The sequence below is a fragment of the Leptospira noguchii serovar Panama str. CZ214 genome, from assembly GCF_000306255.2.
Taxonomy (GTDB): Bacteria; Spirochaetota; Leptospiria; order Leptospirales; family Leptospiraceae; genus Leptospira; species Leptospira noguchii.
Genome location: NZ_AKWY02000010.1, coordinates 113,135 through 131,522, shown reverse-complemented (window position 1 = coordinate 131,522; position 18,388 = coordinate 113,135). Strand labels below are relative to the sequence as shown.

The following is an 18,388-nucleotide window of genomic DNA, read 5'->3' as shown; positions in this document are numbered from 1 at the left end:
AATCATATCATCTACACATTGTTAGTTTGTAATTAAAACGATGAGTCTCTATTGAACATGATTCATTTTTCTGAAAAAAGTTAGGATCTGAATTTCGCAGATCGATTCTTTAAATGTGGGAACTAACCACAATTTAAAACATGGAAGTTTATAATAATTGAACTAGTCGTATCCAAGTGTGGTACTATTACAAATCTGAACTTAAACTTTACAAATCGGTTAGGGCCACAGCCAATCACGATTTTATGAACAAATTCTAAAATTGTGGGAACTATTACTTTTAAAAAATTCTTTCTCAGCCGAACTCGCCTTAAAATAAATGAGATTTAAATTTTGATGATGGCCGGAAAACAGCGTTTTTGTTCAGAAATCTAATTGGACAATGACTCTTTTTGTATTTTGTAATAGTTCCCACAATTTAGAAATCTAACTGTAAAATCTCGATTTGTAATAGTTCCCACATTTTTCAAAGTTTAACTGTAAAATCTCGATTTGTAATAGTTCCCACAATTTTAAAGTTTAACTGTTAAATCCACGATTTGTAAGAGTTCCCACAATTTTCAAAGTTTAACTGGTAAATCCATGACTTGTAATAGTTCCCACATTTATTTTTTTACAAAAAAATTGACCTAAGACAAAACTGATTTCTTACATCAAACTCACGTTATTTTAGAGTTCTATAATTCTACCGAAAATCATTTAAGGAAAGTTATCTGGTCAATTCTATAAATTATCTCTAAAATTTTTCCATTCAAAACTACATAGTTGAACACCTAACATTTTTTACTAAAACAGGACGTTACCATAAATTGATGATGCCAATTTTATAAAAAAACGAAAGTTCGATTCCTATTTTAAAAATAAAAATATTAAATTCGCCTAAACCTGATTAGATGGGTACAATAAAAATGTAAAAAAAACAAAAGTTCGGTATAAGAAATCCATTTTATAAAAATTCATTTTTAAGTATTTTGAAATCGGATAGATGCACGTAGAGATCTAATCAGCACATCTTAATTCATATTATCAATTGGCGCATTTTATAAAAAGCTGAATAGGAAAGATTTTAAATAAACATTCAACAATCTTCCGTTTTTATAATTTTAATTTTCAAAAAACAAACATTCTATAATTCGAATACAATTTATTATATAATGTTCATCTTTCAATTTGGTTTTTTTACTTTGCAGTTATGATTTTTAGTTATAAAATTGCGTCTATTAAAACTACTTTTACAAGAGGCAAAACAAAAACATCTGTGGAGTCAAAGAGAATCACTCTTCATTCATACAAAAACTTTTTACAAAACGTCTCAAACCGAATTCTTATGACTAAACAAAACTTCTTCTTTAATTACCTCATTCATTTCTTTTATATCCGAGGAATCGTATGAAATACGAAGAAATGAAATACGATATCGAAAAATTTTTTGATTATTCTTTAGATATGCTTTGTATAGCAAAACTAGACGGATGCATACTCAGAATCAACCCTTCTTTCCAAAAAGCATTTGGTTGGAAAAACGAAGATTTACTTGCCTTCGGTTCTTATATATTCCTACATCCAGACGATGTGGAGCCCACCTATCAAGTCGTAGAAAAATTAAAAAAGGGCTCTCCTATCTTATCATTTCAAAATCGCTATCGTTGTGCCAATGGAGAATACAAAAACTTTTCTTGGACGGCCTTTCCAGATTTGCGCTCTGAATTGATTTACGCCATCGCAAGAGACATTACCGAAATCGTAGAATCTAACCGTAAACTCAACCAACTCGCGGCGGAACTCAAAGACGCAAACGATAAATTATTTGAACAAGCCAGCACAGACCCTCTCACAAGGTTAAAAAATAGGAGAACATTTAACGAAGAATTAAACGATCGAATCGTCCACACGAACAAAAAAAAGGGGTTTTTATCTTTACTGATGATCGACGTGGACCATTTCAAAACATACAACGATCAATTTGGACATCCCGCGGGAGATCGGGTTTTAATCCGCTTAGCTTCCGTTTTTACTTATACCCTACGAGTTAGCGATTTGTTGGCTCGATTTGGCGGAGAAGAATTTGTAGTCGCATTACCCGACACCGGAGAACACAAAGCAATTGAAGTCGCAGATCGATTAGTAACTACAATCGAAAAAGAAACCTGGGAAAACCGACCTATCACAATCAGCGTAGGAATTGCAACCTTAGACTTCAATCTTCCAGTTTCTGCTATTTGCGGTACAGATCTTTCCACACGGATTGTAGAAGAAGCAGACCGGGCTCTCTATCGTTCCAAAGCCAATGGAAGAAACCGGGCTACTCATTGTTCCCAGATTTATTGTGATCCAAATTCTAAATAAAACAATTAGGATTCATTTTGAAAACGAACTCCATTTTCAGATTAAAAATGGCAAAGTCGACTCGTTGTAAAAGAAGTTAATTTTATAAGTTACCGGAGAAAATAATTTGAAATATAAAAACGAATACAATCTTGAAAAGTTCTATAACTATTCTCTGGATCTATTCTCCATTCAGAGAATGGATGGAACCGTCATTTCCGTAAATCCATCCTTTGAGAGAATTTTAGGTTGGAAAGAAGAAGAACTACTAGGTAGAAGCCCTTTCCACCTTTTACATCCTGAAGATCAAGAAACGATCGTACAGGAATTTCAAAAATTAGACGGAGGAATTCCCAGATACTCCATCCAAAATCGTTGTAGATGCGCAGATGGAACTTATAAACATTTTGCCTGGACTGGTTTTCCAGATGTAGAATCCGGTTTGGTTTATATTACAGGAAGAGATATTACCGAAACGATCGAATCCAACCGTAAGATCAGTCAATTAGCAACCGAACTAAAGGACGCCAACGATAAACTGTTCGAACAAGCTTCTACAGATTCGTTAACAAAACTTAAAAACAGAAGAGCTTTCAACGAAGCATTAAATCATCTAGTCCATTTTTCTCAAAAACAATTCAGTCCACTTTCCCTATTGATGATCGACGCAGATCATTTTAAAAACTACAACGATACGTTTGGACATCCTGAAGGAGATAAAGTTTTAATCACTTTAGCGGATCTTTTAACAAAAGCATTTCGAAAAAATGACGTACTCGCTAGATACGGAGGAGAGGAATTTATCGTAGCCCTTCCATTAACCTCCGAAAATGAGTCGGTCGAGATTTCGGAAAGACTCATTCAAACCGTGAGAGAATTTAATTGGGAAAAAAGAAGTATCACAATCAGCGTAGGCGCGGCCACACACGAATTTGATTCAAATCCTAAAAACATAAATATAGAATATTCTATAAGTCTAATTGAACAAGCAGATAAAGCCCTCTATTGCTCCAAATTGAACGGCAGAAATAGAATCACGCATTTTTTAAGAATACACTCCCTCCCCTTATAACAACATCAGAATACGGAATTAGGAAATTATGAATTTTGAAAACGAATATGACCTCGAAAAACTGGTAAATAACTCTTTGGATTTACTTACAATCGTAGATTTAAACGGAAACGTTCTACTCGTAAATCCCGCTTTTGAACGAACTTTAGGTTGGAAAAAAGAAGACCTAGTCGGTAAAGATCCATTTCATCTTCTTCATCCAGAAGATAAAGAAAGCACTTATCGAGAGTTTGAAAAATTAAACCAAGGCTTACTTACTCTATCCTTTCAAAATCGATACATTTGTGCAGACGGACAATATAGATATTTTTCCTGGACCGCTTCCCCGGATTTGGTGTCTGGTCTTGTCTACGTTACAGGAAGAGACATCACCGATGTGATCGAATCCAACCGTAAGATCAGTCAATTAGCAGTAAAACTCAAAGAAACCAATGACAGATTATTCGAACAAGCATCTACCGATCCGTTGACAAAACTTAAAAATAGAAGAATGTTCAACGAAGAATTAAATAGTCTCATCCATGTTTGTAATAAAGAATCAACTCCTCTTTCCTTGTTGATGATTGACGCAGATCACTTTAAAGATTATAACGACAAATTCGGACATATTGCCGGGGACAGGGTTCTAGTAGAATTAGCATCTCTTTTGACAAAAATTTTTCGAAAAAAAGACGTTTTAGCTCGATATGGCGGTGAAGAATTTATCGCGGCTCTTCCCAATACATCCGAACCAGAAGCGAACCAAATTGCAGAAAGACTCGTTCAAGCCGTGAGAGAATTTAGTTGGGAAAAAAGATCCGTTACGATCAGTGTGGGGATTACTACATCTAATTTTAATCCAACTTCGAAAAGTATAAATTCAGAATACCCTCTAAATCTAATTGAACAAGCCGACAAGGCTCTTTATTGTTCTAAAGTAAACGGCAGAGATAAAATTACACATTTTTCATGGATCCAAAATAAAAAGAACGGATCTATCTAAAACTAATATTATGGAATTGTAAAATGACGAATTTTGAAAAAGAATACAATCTTGAAAAACTTGTAAATAACTCTTTGGATTTACTTTCAATTCAGAGATTGGACGGGACTGTGTTACAAGTAAACCCCGCCTTTGAACGTCTTCTAGGTTGGAGAGAGGAAGAACTGATTGGTAGGAACCCATTTCATTTACTCCATCCGGAAGATCGAGAAAGTACCTTTCAAGAGTTTAAAAAATTAAACCAAGGTTTACCTGTCTTTGCCTTTCAAAATCGTTTTCTTTGTTCCGATGGAACCTACAAATATTTTTCTTGGACCGCTTCTCCAGATTTGACAGCAGGTTTAATTTATGTAACCGGAAGGGACATCAGCGATCTAATTGAATCCAATCGTAAAATCAGCCTGTTAGCCGCGGAACTCAAAGACGCAAACGATAAATTATTTGAACAGGCTTGTACCGATCCATTAACAAAACTGAAAAATAGAAGAGCCTTTAACGAAGAACTAAATTCTCTAATCCAATTGTCTCAAAAACAATTCAGCCCTCTTTCCCTGTTAATGATCGACGTAGACTTTTTCAAAGACTACAACGACAAATTTGGACATCCGGCCGGAGATAAAGTCCTGACCATATTAGCCTCCCTTTTAGCAAAAACTCTTAGAAAAGACGACGTGACCGCACGCTACGGCGGAGAAGAATTTATCGTAGCATTACCAAACACATCCGAAAAAGAAGCGATCGAAATTTCAGAAAGATTAGTTAAGGTAATTGAAGAATCGAAATGGGAAAAAAGATCCGTTACGATCAGCGTAGGAATTGCCACTTCTCAACCGAATCATTCCAATCCATCGAATAACACTGATCATTCGGTAGATATTATAGAAGAAGCGGATCGTGCACTCTATCACTCAAAGGTCAGCGGCAGAAACAGAGTCACTCATAGTTCCCAAATATCATCTTAAGCGGGTTTATGAGATTTTTTGAATGTAATTCAACTTTTTCAAAGTATTTCTATTTTTTTTAAAATGAATTGGCTGACAAATGCAATACGATTATGAAAAATTTTTCCACAACTCTTTGGACATACTTGTTATTGCAAGAATGGACAACGGTCACGTAATTCACGTTAATCCTTCCTTTCAAAGGATTTTTGGTTGGTCGGAAGAACGTCTTTTAGGATTAGGTTCTTACGAATTTCTTCACCCGGAAGATTTTGCATCCACCCAAGAAATAGCCGCTAAACTTGCTATGGGAGCTCCGGTCATATCTTTTGAAAACCGTTATCGCTCGATTGACGGAAATTACAGAACCTTATCTTGGACCGCGGTACCAGAACACAAAAGTAGTATGGTTTACGCAATTGCAAGAGACATTACGGAAGCAATCGAATCCAACCGTAAAATCAGTGAACTCGCGGCAGAACTTAAAGACGCAAACAATATGTTACTGGAACAAGCGAGCACAGATCCTTTGACTAAATTAAAAAATAGAAGGGCGTTTAATACTGAACTCAATCGTTTACTTCAAGTCGCTCAAAAACATTCGAGCCCTCTTTCTTTATTGATGATAGACGCGGATCATTTCAAAGATTATAACGATCAATTCGGTCATCCGGCGGGAGATCAAGTTTTGATCGACCTGGCTTTTCTTTTAACACATACCTTGCGTCAACACGATGTGATCGCAAGATACGGAGGGGAAGAATTCATTGTTGCCATGCCCGATACTTCGGAAGCCGCTTCCTTACAGATCGCGGAAAGACTAATTCACGTCGTACAAGAATTCAATTGGGAAAAACGTCCAGTGACTATCAGCGTGGGTGCAGCGACACTCAGCGCAGGTGTAGTAACACTCAAAACTTTTCTTGAAGAAAATCGTCATTTTATAAATCTTATCGAATCCGCAGACAAAGCCTTGTATCATTCTAAGATGAACGGAAGAAATCAGGTTAACCATAGTTCCAGAATTCTTCCTTGTAAAAAAATATAATCGTATAGAAAAAATCCGCGCATTCTTTGCGCTTAGTTTGTGTATAACAACTTATTTACAAATTCTTTTTTGGAAAAGCATCACATGAGTTATCAAAACGAATACAATCTCGAAAAATTCTACAATTATTCTTTGGATTTGTTTTCGATCCAACGGATGGACGGCACAGTGATCTCCGTCAATCCCTCATTTGAAAGAATTCTCGGATGGAAAGAAGAAGAACTTTTAGGACGCGATCCATTTCATTTATTACATCCGGACGATTTAAAAAGTGCCAAAGAATTTGAGGAACTAGACGGAGGAGTTCCGAGATCCTCAATTCAAAACCGAATTCGATGCGCAGATGGAACGTATAAACATTTCGCTTGGACCGGATATCCGGATCTAGAAGCGGGGCTAGTCTACATAACCGGACGAGATATTACAGAAACAATCGAAGCAAATCAAAAAATCAGTCAGCTTGCGACCGAGTTGAAAGAAGCAAACGACTTATTATTTGAACAGGCGACAACCGATCCTTTGACTAAATTGAAAAATCGCAGAGCGTTTACGGAGGAACTTCACAATCTTCTTAGGTATATTCAAAAAGAGAAAGGTTTTCTTTCGCTTCTTATGATCGACGTGGATCATTTCAAAACTTACAACGATCAATTCGGTCATCTTGCCGGAGATAATGTATTAGTTTGTCTAGCTAAAGTTTTTGAGAATACTTTGAGATCAAACGACTTATTGGCGCGTTTTGGAGGAGAGGAATTTGTAGTTGCATTACCTAATACCAATAAGGAAAAAGCGGTCGAAATCGCAGAAAGATTGGTTAACGCGGTCCGAGAATTCAATTGGGAATATCGTTCCATTACGATCAGTGTAGGAATTGCCACTTCAGACTTTGAAAAAAAACAATTAGGTATTAATTCCACTTTTTTGATCGAAAGCGCAGACAAAGCTCTTTATCAATCTAAAGTTAATGGAAGAAATAAGGCCACTCATAGTTCTCAAATATATTAATTTATTTGAATACGATGTTTTTTCCGTTTTTTTAACACAGATCGACTAACAATTCCGAAAAGAACAATCTTTTTTATATCAATTCAATTCCAGGAAAATTAAGAATGAATCACGAAAACGAATATAATCATGAAAAATTTTTCAACTACTCTTTAGACTTACATGCCATTCAAAGTATGGACGGTGTCGTTTTACAAATTAATCAATCTTTTCAACGTATCATGGGTTGGACCAATGAAGATTTAAAAGGACGTACACATTTCCATCTATTACATCCGGAAGACGTAGAATCCAGCTTAAAAGAATTCGAACAATTAAACGAAGGAGTATCACATCTATCGATTCAAAATCGGTGTCGTTGTGCCGACGGAACTTATAAATATTTTTCATGGACCGCATTTCCGGATCTCGAATCCGGCCGGATCTACGTGACCGGAAGAGATATTACGAACATCATCGAGTCAAATCAGAAAATCAGTAAACTTGCTTCCGATCTAGAAGAGGCAAATAACAAATTATTAGAACAAGCGTCCACGGATCCACTTACAAAACTCAAAAATAGAAGATCCTTTGACGAAGAAGTAAACCATCTTATTCGTTTGGGAGAACGTCAGGAGAAATCGATCTCACTCATGATGATCGACGTGGATTTTTTTAAAGACTACAATGACAAATTCGGTCATCCTGCAGGGGATCGCGTCTTAATTCAATTGGCCGAAGTCTTTATAGAAACACTCCGGGCATGCGATCTTGCGGCGCGTTTCGGAGGAGAAGAATTCGTAGTCGCGTTACCCGACACCAATAAGGAAAAAGCGGTTGTAATCGCAGAACGTTTGATGGCTAACGTTAAAAAAAAATCTTGGGAAAATTCTCCGATTACAATCAGCATTGGTATAACAACCCTGAATTTCAACGATCTCGCTCCAATACATCATACCAATCTTTCAACAAAAATTATAGAAGACGCGGATCGTGCACTCTATCGTTCTAAGGCAAACGGCAGAAATCAAGCGACACACAGTTCGCAACTCAAGACGGAATCTACTCACAAAAATTAAATTTTAGCTTTTACAACAATTCACTTTTTCTTACAAAACGATGTTTACAAAATGGCCGAGTTTTTAACGGTTTTAGTTTTCTTTTCCTTGAGTAGAAATAAACGGTTCTTTTGGAGATAAAAAATATCCGCTCAGACTCGCAATCAGCACTGGAGTAAAACTATAAAATCCGGTCAGTTCGGACAATAAAATCGTAGTAGAAATAGGCGTTTTAGTTACGGAAGAATTTACGGCGGCCATTAAACAGATCATCAAAAAAGACTCATTTTCACTCGAAAAAAATCCAAACAAAAGTTTCCCAGAACAAGCTCCTAAAAAAAATAAAGGGATAATCACTCCTCCTCTCCAACCACTCGCCACTGTGGTACTAATCGCAAAGGTTTTCCAAAAAATCAAAGTAACTAAAAAAATCGGCGTAAATTTTCCTTCTACAATTCGATTTAACTGATCGTGTCCAAAAAAACGAGTGAGTGGAAGTTGCCACGCGATCAACCCTAACACAAGTCCACCTAACAAAGTTTTCCAATAAATTTGTCCCGGAATTTTTGAATAAAACCAACGATTGACTAAGAATAATCCATGAAACATCCAGCCTAGTCCCGCTCCAGCCCCTCCTAACAATATTGCATATAAGAAATCTTGAATGTCTCCTGGAACATACTGAGGGAACTGCCAAGTAGGTTGTAAACCCACGTGAGTCATCCACAGAAAGACGAAAAATGCAGAAGTACTGGATAAAAATGCTGGGAGCAAAGCCTTATAGTATTCTACGACGTGTCTATGTTGTAAGACCTCAAGAGCAAATAACGCACCTCCCAATGGAGATCCAAATAATGACGTAAAACCCGCGGCCATTCCAGCGATCGTCATAGATCTGTATTCTTCTCCCGTAAGTCTTAGTTTCTCTGCAAACCAATTTCCAAAAGAACCGGTTATCTGTACCAACGGGGCCTCTGGTCCGGCGCTTCCACCCGCAGAGATACTCAAAATAGAAGAAAGAGCCATAGAAGGATTTTGACCCGTTTCCAACTTTCCTCCCCGAAATCGTATATTATCAATTACTAATGAAATTTCTCCCGGTTCACCTAAAAAATGGATAACCAATCCTATGATCAATCCAGCTATTGCCATATATGGAACGGTTAAGATTTTCGAAATTGTAGAACTTAAATGTATTAGATATTCTAAAAACATCCAAAACACCGCCGAAAAAAGTCCTCCGACAACTCCTAAGATTACGTAAAAAAACGTAAGCCTAGAAAGCATAAATGGATTTTTTCTCGAAAGTACAAGTACGGGGGATCGAAGTAGTTCAGAGATCCTATTCATAAAAACACCGTTAGACGAACTGAACTTCTTCCTTGTTTCCGGATATTATCTCTCCGATTTCGTGAACGACTTCACCGAAATTTTCCATAATTTTTTTTGCAAGTTCTACGTTTTCTTCGGAAACAATCACCATATATCCGATTCCCATATTAAAAGTAGCAAATAGTTCCGACTCTTCTATTTTATGATCTTTTTTAATTTTTTCGAAAAAATATCCGGAAGGAATTTTATCCTTAAAAAATTTCGACTGAGTTCCTTGCGGAAGGATCCTAGGTACATTTTCCTGATACCCTCCCCCCGTAATATGAACCATTCCTTTAACGGAAACTTGTTGCAAAAGTTTTAATATACTAGATACATATATTCGTGTAGGTTTGAGCGCGTAATCTCTTAAAAATTTTACCTGCTCCGGATCGGTAGGCAGATATTTTCCTTCTTTTAAAAGTAGTTTTCGGATAAGAGAAAAACCATTGCTATGCGGTCCACTGGATTCGAGCCCTAAAATTTTATCTCCAGGTCGAATTGTAGAACCGTCTATCATCGAATCCTTTTCAACTGCCCCTACCACAAAACCGGCGAGATCAAATTCGTCCTCTTTCATCGTTCCTGGATGTTCGGCGGTTTCTCCTCCTAACAAAGACGCGTTAGACATCTTACATCCTTGTACAATTCCGGCTACGATCTGATCCATCTTTTCGGGATCTAACTTTCCACAGGCAATGTAATCTAAAAAGAAAAACGGTTCTCCTCCACAGACGAGTATGTCGTTTACACACATCGCCACTAGATCAATTCCTATCGTGTTGTAGGTTTTTAGAAGTCTGGCGATTTCTATTTTTGTTCCTACCCCATCCGTTCCAGATAATAGAACAGGTTGTTTGTATTTCTTAAGTACGCCTACGTCGTAAGCTCCTGCAAAACCACCCAGACCACCAATTACCCTCGGCCCGTGAGTGGATTCTACATTACGTTTGATTTTTTGTACGAACTCTCTTCCCTTTTCGGTATCCACTCCCGCGCTTTTGTATGTAATCTTTTCTTCCATTCCTTTAGGTCCCGATTCTCTTTTAGAATAGATTGAAAAAATCAATATCCCTGCACACAAAAAAAAACCGGACTCACTTGGAAATCCGGCACTTAAGGACGAAGATTCGGGAATTCAGGAAATCATTTCATTTGGTCGATCTGCTCCATGGCTGCTAATTCTTCTTTGGCTGCGGTTCTTATTTTTAAGTCCTTATGATCCGGTTTGAGATCCAGAGCCTGGCCCGCTTCGATTAAAACTTTTACATTGTCTGATTTACGTGTAATTTCAACGGCTCCTTCTCGAACCGCAAATGTCCCACTCTCGTCTTTACCGTTCACTCTTCCCCAAAACTGAGTTCCTCGAACGGCTGCAACTACGGTAGGAGTATGCACAAGTAGGCTTTGTCCTTTTGCAAGGTTACCCGCTTTGATCAATACGTTTCCTTCGGAAACTTGGAACGAAGCGCTCTCAGCATTAAGAATCGCTATGGTTGCGGTACTTCCTCCCAATAGACGAAAACTCCCTAATTTAGAAGTAAGATCTAAGACGGTTTCCGATTCAGTTTGTACGGATTGTTTTTCAGTTACGTTTGCATATGGAGAAAGTTCCTTACCAGTCTCCATAACGAAAGCCTTTCCTTTGAGAAAAGTGACTACTGCGTCCGAACTTTCGGCGGTTTTAGGTTTACAAACATTGCAAAAGATTAAAACCAAAAACACAATTAATAATCGAATCATAGTAACTCCCATTGAACGTTCTATAAATAAGTCTTCGTATTATACTCTAATTTGAAAAAAACGGTCTAGATTTTTATCTCAAACTTCAGAAATTTATTTCCAAAAAATTTCAATTCCTCTTTGGAAATTTATTTCCAAGAATAGGCGCTTTTTAAATTAGGAAAAAAATTTCCAAAATCGTAGAAACACATTTCTTTAAGAATAAAATATTTTTTACTCTATTTCTACATATAAACATCATAAACTCCAAAACAAATCTCCGTTTCGGGCACAAAACTATATTATAAAATTATATTTTTTAAATAGTAGGAATTTCGCAGACACCAGCAATTCAACGTAAATTCTCACATTTTCAGAATTGATTCGTAAAATTATGTTTCGTGGTAGTTCCCACAAATTACGTCTCTTTGAGCGGTTTTTTGAATTTCAAAAGGATTTTTGAAGTAATAGCTGCTACATTCTAAAAGTATAAAGTAGTTTTTAGGTTTAAAGAAACAGTTTCAATTTTAGAATCAAAATAAAATTTAAAAAAGAAAAATAGAAACTCCAAGCGACACTTGATTTTGAACGGAGTAAAGCCAGTACTGTTGATTAAAAGATACAAGACCAGCATACCAGGATTCGGGGCCGAGTCCAGCTTTGACATGCGACTTACCTTCAAATTCCCTAAAAGATTCCGTCCAATTTAAATTTAAAATTAAATTTTCTGAAAGTTTATAGTTAAATTTGATCGTATGAGTCCATCCGTTCCCATATGCAGATTCTAAAAAAGTAAGAGTTCTATACCGGTGAAAGTCCCTGGATTTGATCTCCGAGGAAACAAAACTGAATGAAACCTCTAAACCCCACCTTTGAAAATTAGTTTGAGTACCTATACCGTATTTGATCTCGTTGATAGAATTTGAATAAGAAATATTTTCTCCGTTTAGATAACCAAAGTAAATCTTTCCAGAACTCAATTGTGAACCGGAAGCTTCATTTACGATAAATTTTAAATATTCGTAAGAATATCCTCCAATTACAAAAAGACCAAAACCTTTAACGTTCGGATTCGGAGAACCCCCACTCGGAAAATATCTTACGTCAAATCCAACAATCGAATCGTTTGCTTTCAAAGAAGAATCAAAATCGGACCAATTACTTGTCCCAGAAAAACGAGTAAGTTGATGATTCCCCCAAATCGGATCATAGCCGTAAAACGGCCCATAGTGAGCAAATCGATTGGAATAATATGAAGGAGTGAACAAATAAAAATCTTCGTCTCTAAAATTTCCTGAGTTTCGATAACCAAAGGTGGAATGTCCTTGAAGTTGAAATTCCCAATTCTTTTTGATATAAATCGCACTAACACCTAAGAGTGGATATTCCCTCGCATAAGTCAGTCTTGAACCACTGCCATAACTGTTATCCTTAGAGGAAGGAATCAGATTTCCCCCACCAGTTTCAAAAATAAACCTACCCTGATTGTATTGAACGTTAGGCGTAATTATCCATCCAGAATCATTTGCAAACAGTACTGAGATCGGAAAAAAAAGTAAGAGTAAAAATTTTAAAAATAATATTCTCATTCCAATTCACAATAAACGTTCGTGAGTTTAGGAGAATATAATGTATAAGTAAGCACTATCACCAGCATAGAAAGAGGAGTGTATTTAGTTTCTACGTAGGAAACTTCTTTTCCCTTACAAGCATCCTTGAGATTCAGGTCCTCGGATTGCGCCAAACCCCAGATAAAAAAATGTCTGTAAACGCTATAAGTTGGAACTCTTCCAGGTTTTTCCACTTCCTGTTTCCAATAAAATTTTTCCGTTTGACAACCAGTGGAAATAAAAATCGCAAAAAACAATATGAGTGAAGTTAGTTTCATTCCATTTTCCTAAAAAGGAGAAGATTCCTTCTAGATTATTTTTCCGTTTCTACAGGTCAAGATAGTACAAAGTTCAATAACGTTATTGTTTATTTAAAGTTTGTTCAAAACCTCAAAAAAATCTCTTAGCTTTCCTAATAAAGTGTATTAGTACTCATAAATTACACTTGTTTATAGTTTATAAACTTTTGAAATACGCCAGCCATAAAGTGCGAAAATATCCTTTAGATAAAAAATCCTGAAACCTCATAATACAATGTTTATTCAAAATTATATTATAGAATGCCGCGAATTTTATCATCAAACCAATTGGACACAAAATATTACTCAAAACTATATAATAAAATATCCAATCTTTTACACTTCAATGTGTGAAATTTAGCAAAAGAAAACCGGGCGAATCCGGCGCTGCCGGACCGCGCTTTCAGCTCCGATCAACAAATTGAAGGACAAAATCTTTTCCTGAATTCAATTTATTGATCACGCCTCAATCGCTTTCGCATTGGATTTAACCGAAAACGCGTTAACCGACACTTTGTCATAACATTTATGGGTACCTAATTCCATAAAAATTAGTAGATACTACGTTATATAACTATGAGTAGTAATGAAATCGGATAAAGAACTCAGGTTGTAAATTCTGATTGTGTTGTTCTTTTACAAAACAAACTTTGTTTTTATGTCTTACAAAATGGAAACTCACTTTGGAATCAAATGTTTTGTTTTATTCTTTTTTACTTCGAGTTGTTTATTACATCATACAAATGATAAAATCTCTAAAGCTCCTTTAGGTTTACTTGCAATCCTTTTCAGTAACTCCAACCCATACTTAAATTCAGCCGAGTTATACGATCCAGACACTCGAAGTTTTTCATTTGTTAAAAATTCTCTAAATTTTCCGAGGTATCATCATACTTCTTCTATTTTACAAGACGGACGGGTTGTAATCACCGGAGGTTATTATCCTTATCTTGAATCGTATATGCTGGATCAGATTGAAATCTATGATCCAAATTCAGATACGTTTCAAAACTCGACCCAAAATCTTCTGATGCCTAGAAATTTACACGCGGCCACTCTATTACAAGACGGGACAATTTTAATTACAGGCGGTCAATGTCTTTCGGATTCTCCTGCTACAAATAAAGTTGAGATTTTTGATCCACAGACCGAGACTTCTACTTGGACGGGAAACTTAAATTTCGCAAGATGTAGACATCAGTCCGTCTTATTGTCTGACGGAAAAGTATTGGTCGCTGGCGGGGTCGATCCAATTTCTGGAAATGGAATCCTTCCAGTAGAAGTTTATAATCCTGTTAGCAAAACTTTTTCTTTAAAAGGAAATCTTCTCCAACCTAGATATAATTTTTCAGCCCTCGTCCCCAACATAGGAAATCCAATTTTAATCGGAGGAGTGAATTATTCTTCAACTACAAATTCTTATTCTACTCTTTCCGAAACAGAAAGATTTGACGAGGTTACAGGTCTTTTATCCGCGGGACCTTCTTTAAGAAAACCGGTCCGATCCTTTACAGCTAACGTATTACAAGACGGAAGGATTCTAATTACTGGCGGTTCTAACGAAGATGGAACTTCCGATTCTATTCAGATTTTAGATACTACATTTACAGAAATCAGTCCTAAAATGTCCGTAAGCAGACAATTTCATACAGGCACAGTTTTAAATAACGGAAACGTTTTAATTGCAGGTGGAAGAACTTCCAGCGTAATTCATCCGGAGGCGGAAATTTTTGATCCAAATTCAAATTCGTTATCTTCTACAGGAAATTTGATTCAGAAACGATACGACGCGACATCTCATATATTACAAAATGGTAAAGTTCTAATTTTAGGAGGACGGTCCTCATATTGATCCTTTTTTATTTTTACGGTTTTTACAAATCAAAAATGAGTTCCAAGGCCATCCAATCAATCCTCTAAAAACCTGTGTTTTAAACTTGGGTCTGGTATCCTACATGTTTCCAATTTTCCGAACCAACGATAACGATTTCTTGCAATCCAATTATAAATAAGATCACGAAAACAAGCCGGAACCCATCTAAATAAAGGAAGAAGATTCCAAGGAAAACAAAGGTAAGCGCTGATCTTTAAAATCGCATTCGATTTTTGATAAAGAATTCCCTCTTCCAGAAATAAAACCGAAGAAGGTGAATCGTTAAGACCTACCTTGTTTCCAAGAATTCTTTCCGCAGCCATAGACTGTAAACTCGCGAATTTTAAATTCCCTTTTTGATTTCGATCCAGAAAAAACAAAACAACAAAATTACAAAGATTGCATATTCCATCAAAAAATACGATTGGATCTTTTGGTTCTCTAAAAATTTCAGATTTCATTCTTCTTTAAACCACCTAAACGTAACTATACTATAAATTTTAACACAAATCTGCTTAGATAAAAAATTTTTAGATACTCCAATATAGCGGCAAAGATTATAATCGAAATAATCTTAAACACGTTAATTTACATTGTTTTTTTCTAAATTTCACAAATAAGTTTTGATAATATAAAATTCGGATGAGTCAAGACCTGAAACCAAAAGAAACGATCCGATAAGTATAGTTGTTGAAAAATGAATCGCCACTTAGTTTCTGTCTCATGGAAACGGTCGATAAAGCAGTTTTGTTGATTGTCGTTATAAAATTTTTCAACAACTATAATAAAACAAAAAAATCTACATATATATTAATGCGAAATCATTTAACATTCAGATTGAGAATGAATCAAATTTAAATGTAATAGAATCGCAATTTATCTTTTAAATTTATAAAGAGCATCTTTCAATTTAGAATACCAGATTCCATTTTTTTTCAAAAAAATTGCAGGGGCGCCTAATGGAGCTTCCACTTTGACTTTGTTTTTTCCAGTAAAAATTTTTCCCGTCCAAATGTGTTCCCATTCTCCTTCTGGTAAATAACCATACACAAAAGTTTTCCCCTCTTCCAAAACCGGAAAAACCAAAAGTTCTTCGCCTAAAAGAAATTCTCTTTTGAGTTCATGAGTTTTTCGATCGGTCGAGTAATGTAAGTAAAGCGGCCTTACAACAGGAAGTCCGGTTTTAGAGGCTTCTTTTACCAGTGACTTGAGATATTCTTTTAATGCGAAGTGCATCTTTGAATATCTTGCAAATTCTCGGATCGTTTCCTCATCCGAATAAGATTGATGATTTTTTTCGGGACGGTTTCCTTCGTGAGTTCGAAACACTGTACTAAATACATTCAATTCCGCCCAACGTAAAAACAATTCTTTGGATCTATGATAGTTTCGGATCGGATTGTTGATCGTAGTATATCCGCCTATATCGCTATGGTTGAGTGAAATCCCACTCAACCCACCGGAAAGAAGAGCGCTCACGGCAGACACAATTCCGTCGTGTTCTCCCCAACTTACCATCTGATCCCCTTCCCAAAAAAGGGTAGAATGTTTCATCGAACTACTATATCCGGATCTCGTAAAAAATACAATCTTCCCTTCTTTTCCAACATTTCGAATCGCTTCTCTGTTGATCCGAGCCCATTCTACCGGATACACGTTATGATAAACATCTGCGGAAATTCCGGAATACAAATTTGCGTCTAAGGGAAGCCATTCTCCAAAATCGGCCATCCATCCAGAAAGTCCGACTTCGATTAAATTTTTTTGAATGATTTTTTGAATCCATTTCACAGCTCCCGGATGAGTGAGATCCAATAGAACCGCAGGAAAACCTACGGTTTCAATTATGTAATTGTTTCCATTTTTATCTTTTACCAAATATCCTTTTTGTACAGCTTCTTGATAGAGCGGCCCTTCGGTCGCTAAAAAAGGATTCAAATATCCTAATACATGAATTCCTTTTGAATTTAAATCAGAGCAGAACTTTTTGAATTCCGGATAAGATTTTTCATCCGCGATCCATCTCCACCACAATTGAGATCCGAAATTAGTTTTCCTTCTTCCAACCCAGTCTTGAATCCAAAGCGCCGTAATCGGATTTCCTTCTTTTATAGCAGCTTCGATTTGTTTTAGGACTTTTTCTTTTCCACCTTGTATTCCCAACCAAGTCCCATAGGCCCAGTCCGGAAGTTCCGATGCCCTTCCCGTTTTTTCGGTAAACTTATGCACAAGTTTGATAGGAGAAGAATCTTTCCAAATGATTCCTTGAAGTCCGTTTTCCCTAAACTCGATCGAAATTTCCTCTGGTTTAGAAAAATCAAATTTTGAATAGGATGAATTTTCAAAATAAACGGATCTATTTTTGGAAGTCAGAAAAAAAGGAATCGGAACATAAGTAGTATATTCGTTTCCACCTGCATCCGCCAGAAGATTTGCTCCTGCGGTGATCGGTTGATCCCCTCTTCCAATTCCTTGTTCTTCGGTAAATAAAAAGGGGGTTTTACCTTTTAAATTGAAATGACTAAATTGTTCTCCAAGTCCAAAAATGTTTTCGGTTTCGTCAGAAATCATTCTAAAGTAAGAACGATTTAAAGAAACGTCTTCAATTTTTACCTTAAATCGAATAGATGTTTCGTCTAACGGTATAAAAACAATTTCATATTTACTTCTACAATCCTTTCCTTCTAAGGTTCCTGAAATTCTAAAATCATTCGAAGAAGAAATCATAGTTTCAATGTTCTGAAAATTGCATCGAAATATGATTTTATCTTTAATACGGAAAGAAGCGAATTTATATTTCACTTCCTGTTCTCCCTTTGCCGCAGATAAAAAGGGTCTTGCCAGAGAAAGTTCTAAAAAAGTTCCTGCAACAGAACGTATTTCTAGAACGTTTTCTTTTTGGATTGCTTGAAAGTTTTTACCGAAGGAAAATTGTTTTTCAGAAGGAAGATATATTTTAGTGTAGTCTGCAAAAGGTCCGGAACAAGATAAAAAACTCGAAAAAATAAACGCCAAAATCACACGTTGCAAAAACATTCAATTTTCCTTATAAACTCAATAAGATATTTTTAAATGAATTCTAATTTTATTCGGGTTAAAATTC

15 protein-coding genes are annotated in these 18,388 nt (G+C 36.1%); 8 read left to right on the top strand and 7 right to left on the bottom strand.

Features of this window, described 5'->3' with window-relative positions:
• Window positions 1-1,389: 1,389 nt before the first annotated feature.
• The 7 genes from LEP1GSC059_RS04505 to LEP1GSC059_RS04475 all read left to right on the top strand — a co-directional run bounded on the left by LEP1GSC059_RS04505 (window position 1,390) and on the right by LEP1GSC059_RS04475 (window position 8,431).
• On the top strand, window positions 1,390-2,346 hold the full coding sequence (locus tag LEP1GSC059_RS04505) for a sensor domain-containing diguanylate cyclase (protein ID WP_017214511.1): 957 nt from the start codon (window positions 1,390-1,392) through the stop codon (window positions 2,344-2,346).
• Window positions 2,347-2,452: 106 nt separating this feature from the next.
• Complete coding sequence (locus LEP1GSC059_RS04500) at window positions 2,453-3,397, top strand: sensor domain-containing diguanylate cyclase (RefSeq protein WP_017214510.1); 945 nt, start codon at window positions 2,453-2,455, stop codon at window positions 3,395-3,397.
• A 28-nt stretch (window positions 3,398-3,425) separates the two neighbouring features.
• On the top strand, window positions 3,426-4,379 hold the full coding sequence (locus tag LEP1GSC059_RS04495) for a sensor domain-containing diguanylate cyclase (RefSeq protein WP_002179651.1): 954 nt from the start codon (window positions 3,426-3,428) through the stop codon (window positions 4,377-4,379).
• A gap of 23 nt (window positions 4,380-4,402) precedes the next feature.
• A complete protein-coding gene (locus LEP1GSC059_RS04490; RefSeq protein ID WP_002179669.1) occupies window positions 4,403-5,341 on the top strand; it encodes a sensor domain-containing diguanylate cyclase in 939 nt (312 codons plus the stop codon).
• 79 nt (window positions 5,342-5,420) lie between these two features.
• A complete protein-coding gene (locus LEP1GSC059_RS04485; protein ID WP_002179637.1) occupies window positions 5,421-6,368 on the top strand; it encodes a sensor domain-containing diguanylate cyclase in 948 nt (315 codons plus the stop codon).
• Between the two features lie 84 nt (window positions 6,369-6,452).
• Window positions 6,453-7,373 (top strand): sensor domain-containing diguanylate cyclase, encoded by a 921-nt coding sequence (locus LEP1GSC059_RS04480; RefSeq protein WP_002179666.1) that lies wholly within the window; start codon window positions 6,453-6,455, stop codon window positions 7,371-7,373.
• A 104-nt stretch (window positions 7,374-7,477) separates the two neighbouring features.
• Window positions 7,478-8,431, top strand: coding sequence for a sensor domain-containing diguanylate cyclase (locus tag LEP1GSC059_RS04475; protein WP_020980357.1), 954 nt, complete (start codon window positions 7,478-7,480; stop codon window positions 8,429-8,431).
• A gap of 72 nt (window positions 8,432-8,503) precedes the next feature.
• On the opposite strand, the gene LEP1GSC059_RS04470 is transcribed toward LEP1GSC059_RS04475, so the two are convergent.
• From LEP1GSC059_RS04470 to LEP1GSC059_RS04450, 5 genes are all read right to left on the bottom strand, one after another.
• Window positions 8,504-9,760, bottom strand: coding sequence for a chloride channel protein (locus tag LEP1GSC059_RS04470; protein WP_017214509.1), 1,257 nt, complete (start codon window positions 9,758-9,760; stop codon window positions 8,504-8,506).
• A gap of 10 nt (window positions 9,761-9,770) precedes the next feature.
• Entirely contained in the window at window positions 9,771-10,805 is a 1,035-nt protein-coding gene (gene purM, locus LEP1GSC059_RS04465; protein ID WP_051196095.1) for a phosphoribosylformylglycinamidine cyclo-ligase, read from the bottom strand.
• Window positions 10,806-10,927: 122 nt separating this feature from the next.
• Complete coding sequence (lsa19, locus tag LEP1GSC059_RS04460; RefSeq protein WP_002179671.1) at window positions 10,928-11,536, bottom strand: adhesin Lsa19; 609 nt, start codon at window positions 11,534-11,536, stop codon at window positions 10,928-10,930.
• A 512-nt stretch (window positions 11,537-12,048) separates the two neighbouring features.
• The gene (locus LEP1GSC059_RS04455; RefSeq protein WP_002179653.1) at window positions 12,049-13,092 is read right to left on the bottom strand and encodes a putative porin; all 1,044 of its coding nucleotides are present in this window, start codon (window positions 13,090-13,092) and stop codon (window positions 12,049-12,051) included.
• Window positions 13,089-13,391, bottom strand: coding sequence for a Bor family protein (locus LEP1GSC059_RS04450; RefSeq protein WP_002151573.1), 303 nt, complete (start codon window positions 13,389-13,391; stop codon window positions 13,089-13,091). Before LEP1GSC059_RS04450 ends, LEP1GSC059_RS04455 begins: the two co-directional genes overlap by 4 nt.
• Before the next feature lie 679 nt (window positions 13,392-14,070).
• On the opposite strand from LEP1GSC059_RS04450, the gene LEP1GSC059_RS04445 reads away from it, so the two are divergent.
• A complete protein-coding gene (locus LEP1GSC059_RS04445; protein ID WP_002179660.1) occupies window positions 14,071-15,264 on the top strand; it encodes a kelch repeat domain-containing protein in 1,194 nt (397 codons plus the stop codon).
• Between the two features lie 56 nt (window positions 15,265-15,320).
• On the opposite strand, the gene LEP1GSC059_RS04440 is transcribed toward LEP1GSC059_RS04445, so the two are convergent.
• Together LEP1GSC059_RS04440 and LEP1GSC059_RS04435 are read right to left on the bottom strand one after the other, a co-directional pair.
• On the bottom strand, window positions 15,321-15,746 hold the full coding sequence (locus LEP1GSC059_RS04440; protein WP_002179670.1) for a thiol-disulfide oxidoreductase DCC family protein: 426 nt from the start codon (window positions 15,744-15,746) through the stop codon (window positions 15,321-15,323).
• 415 nt (window positions 15,747-16,161) lie between these two features.
• Complete coding sequence (locus LEP1GSC059_RS04435; protein ID WP_017214506.1) at window positions 16,162-18,321, bottom strand: alpha-glucosidase; 2,160 nt, start codon at window positions 18,319-18,321, stop codon at window positions 16,162-16,164.
• Window positions 18,322-18,388 lie beyond the last annotated feature (67 nt).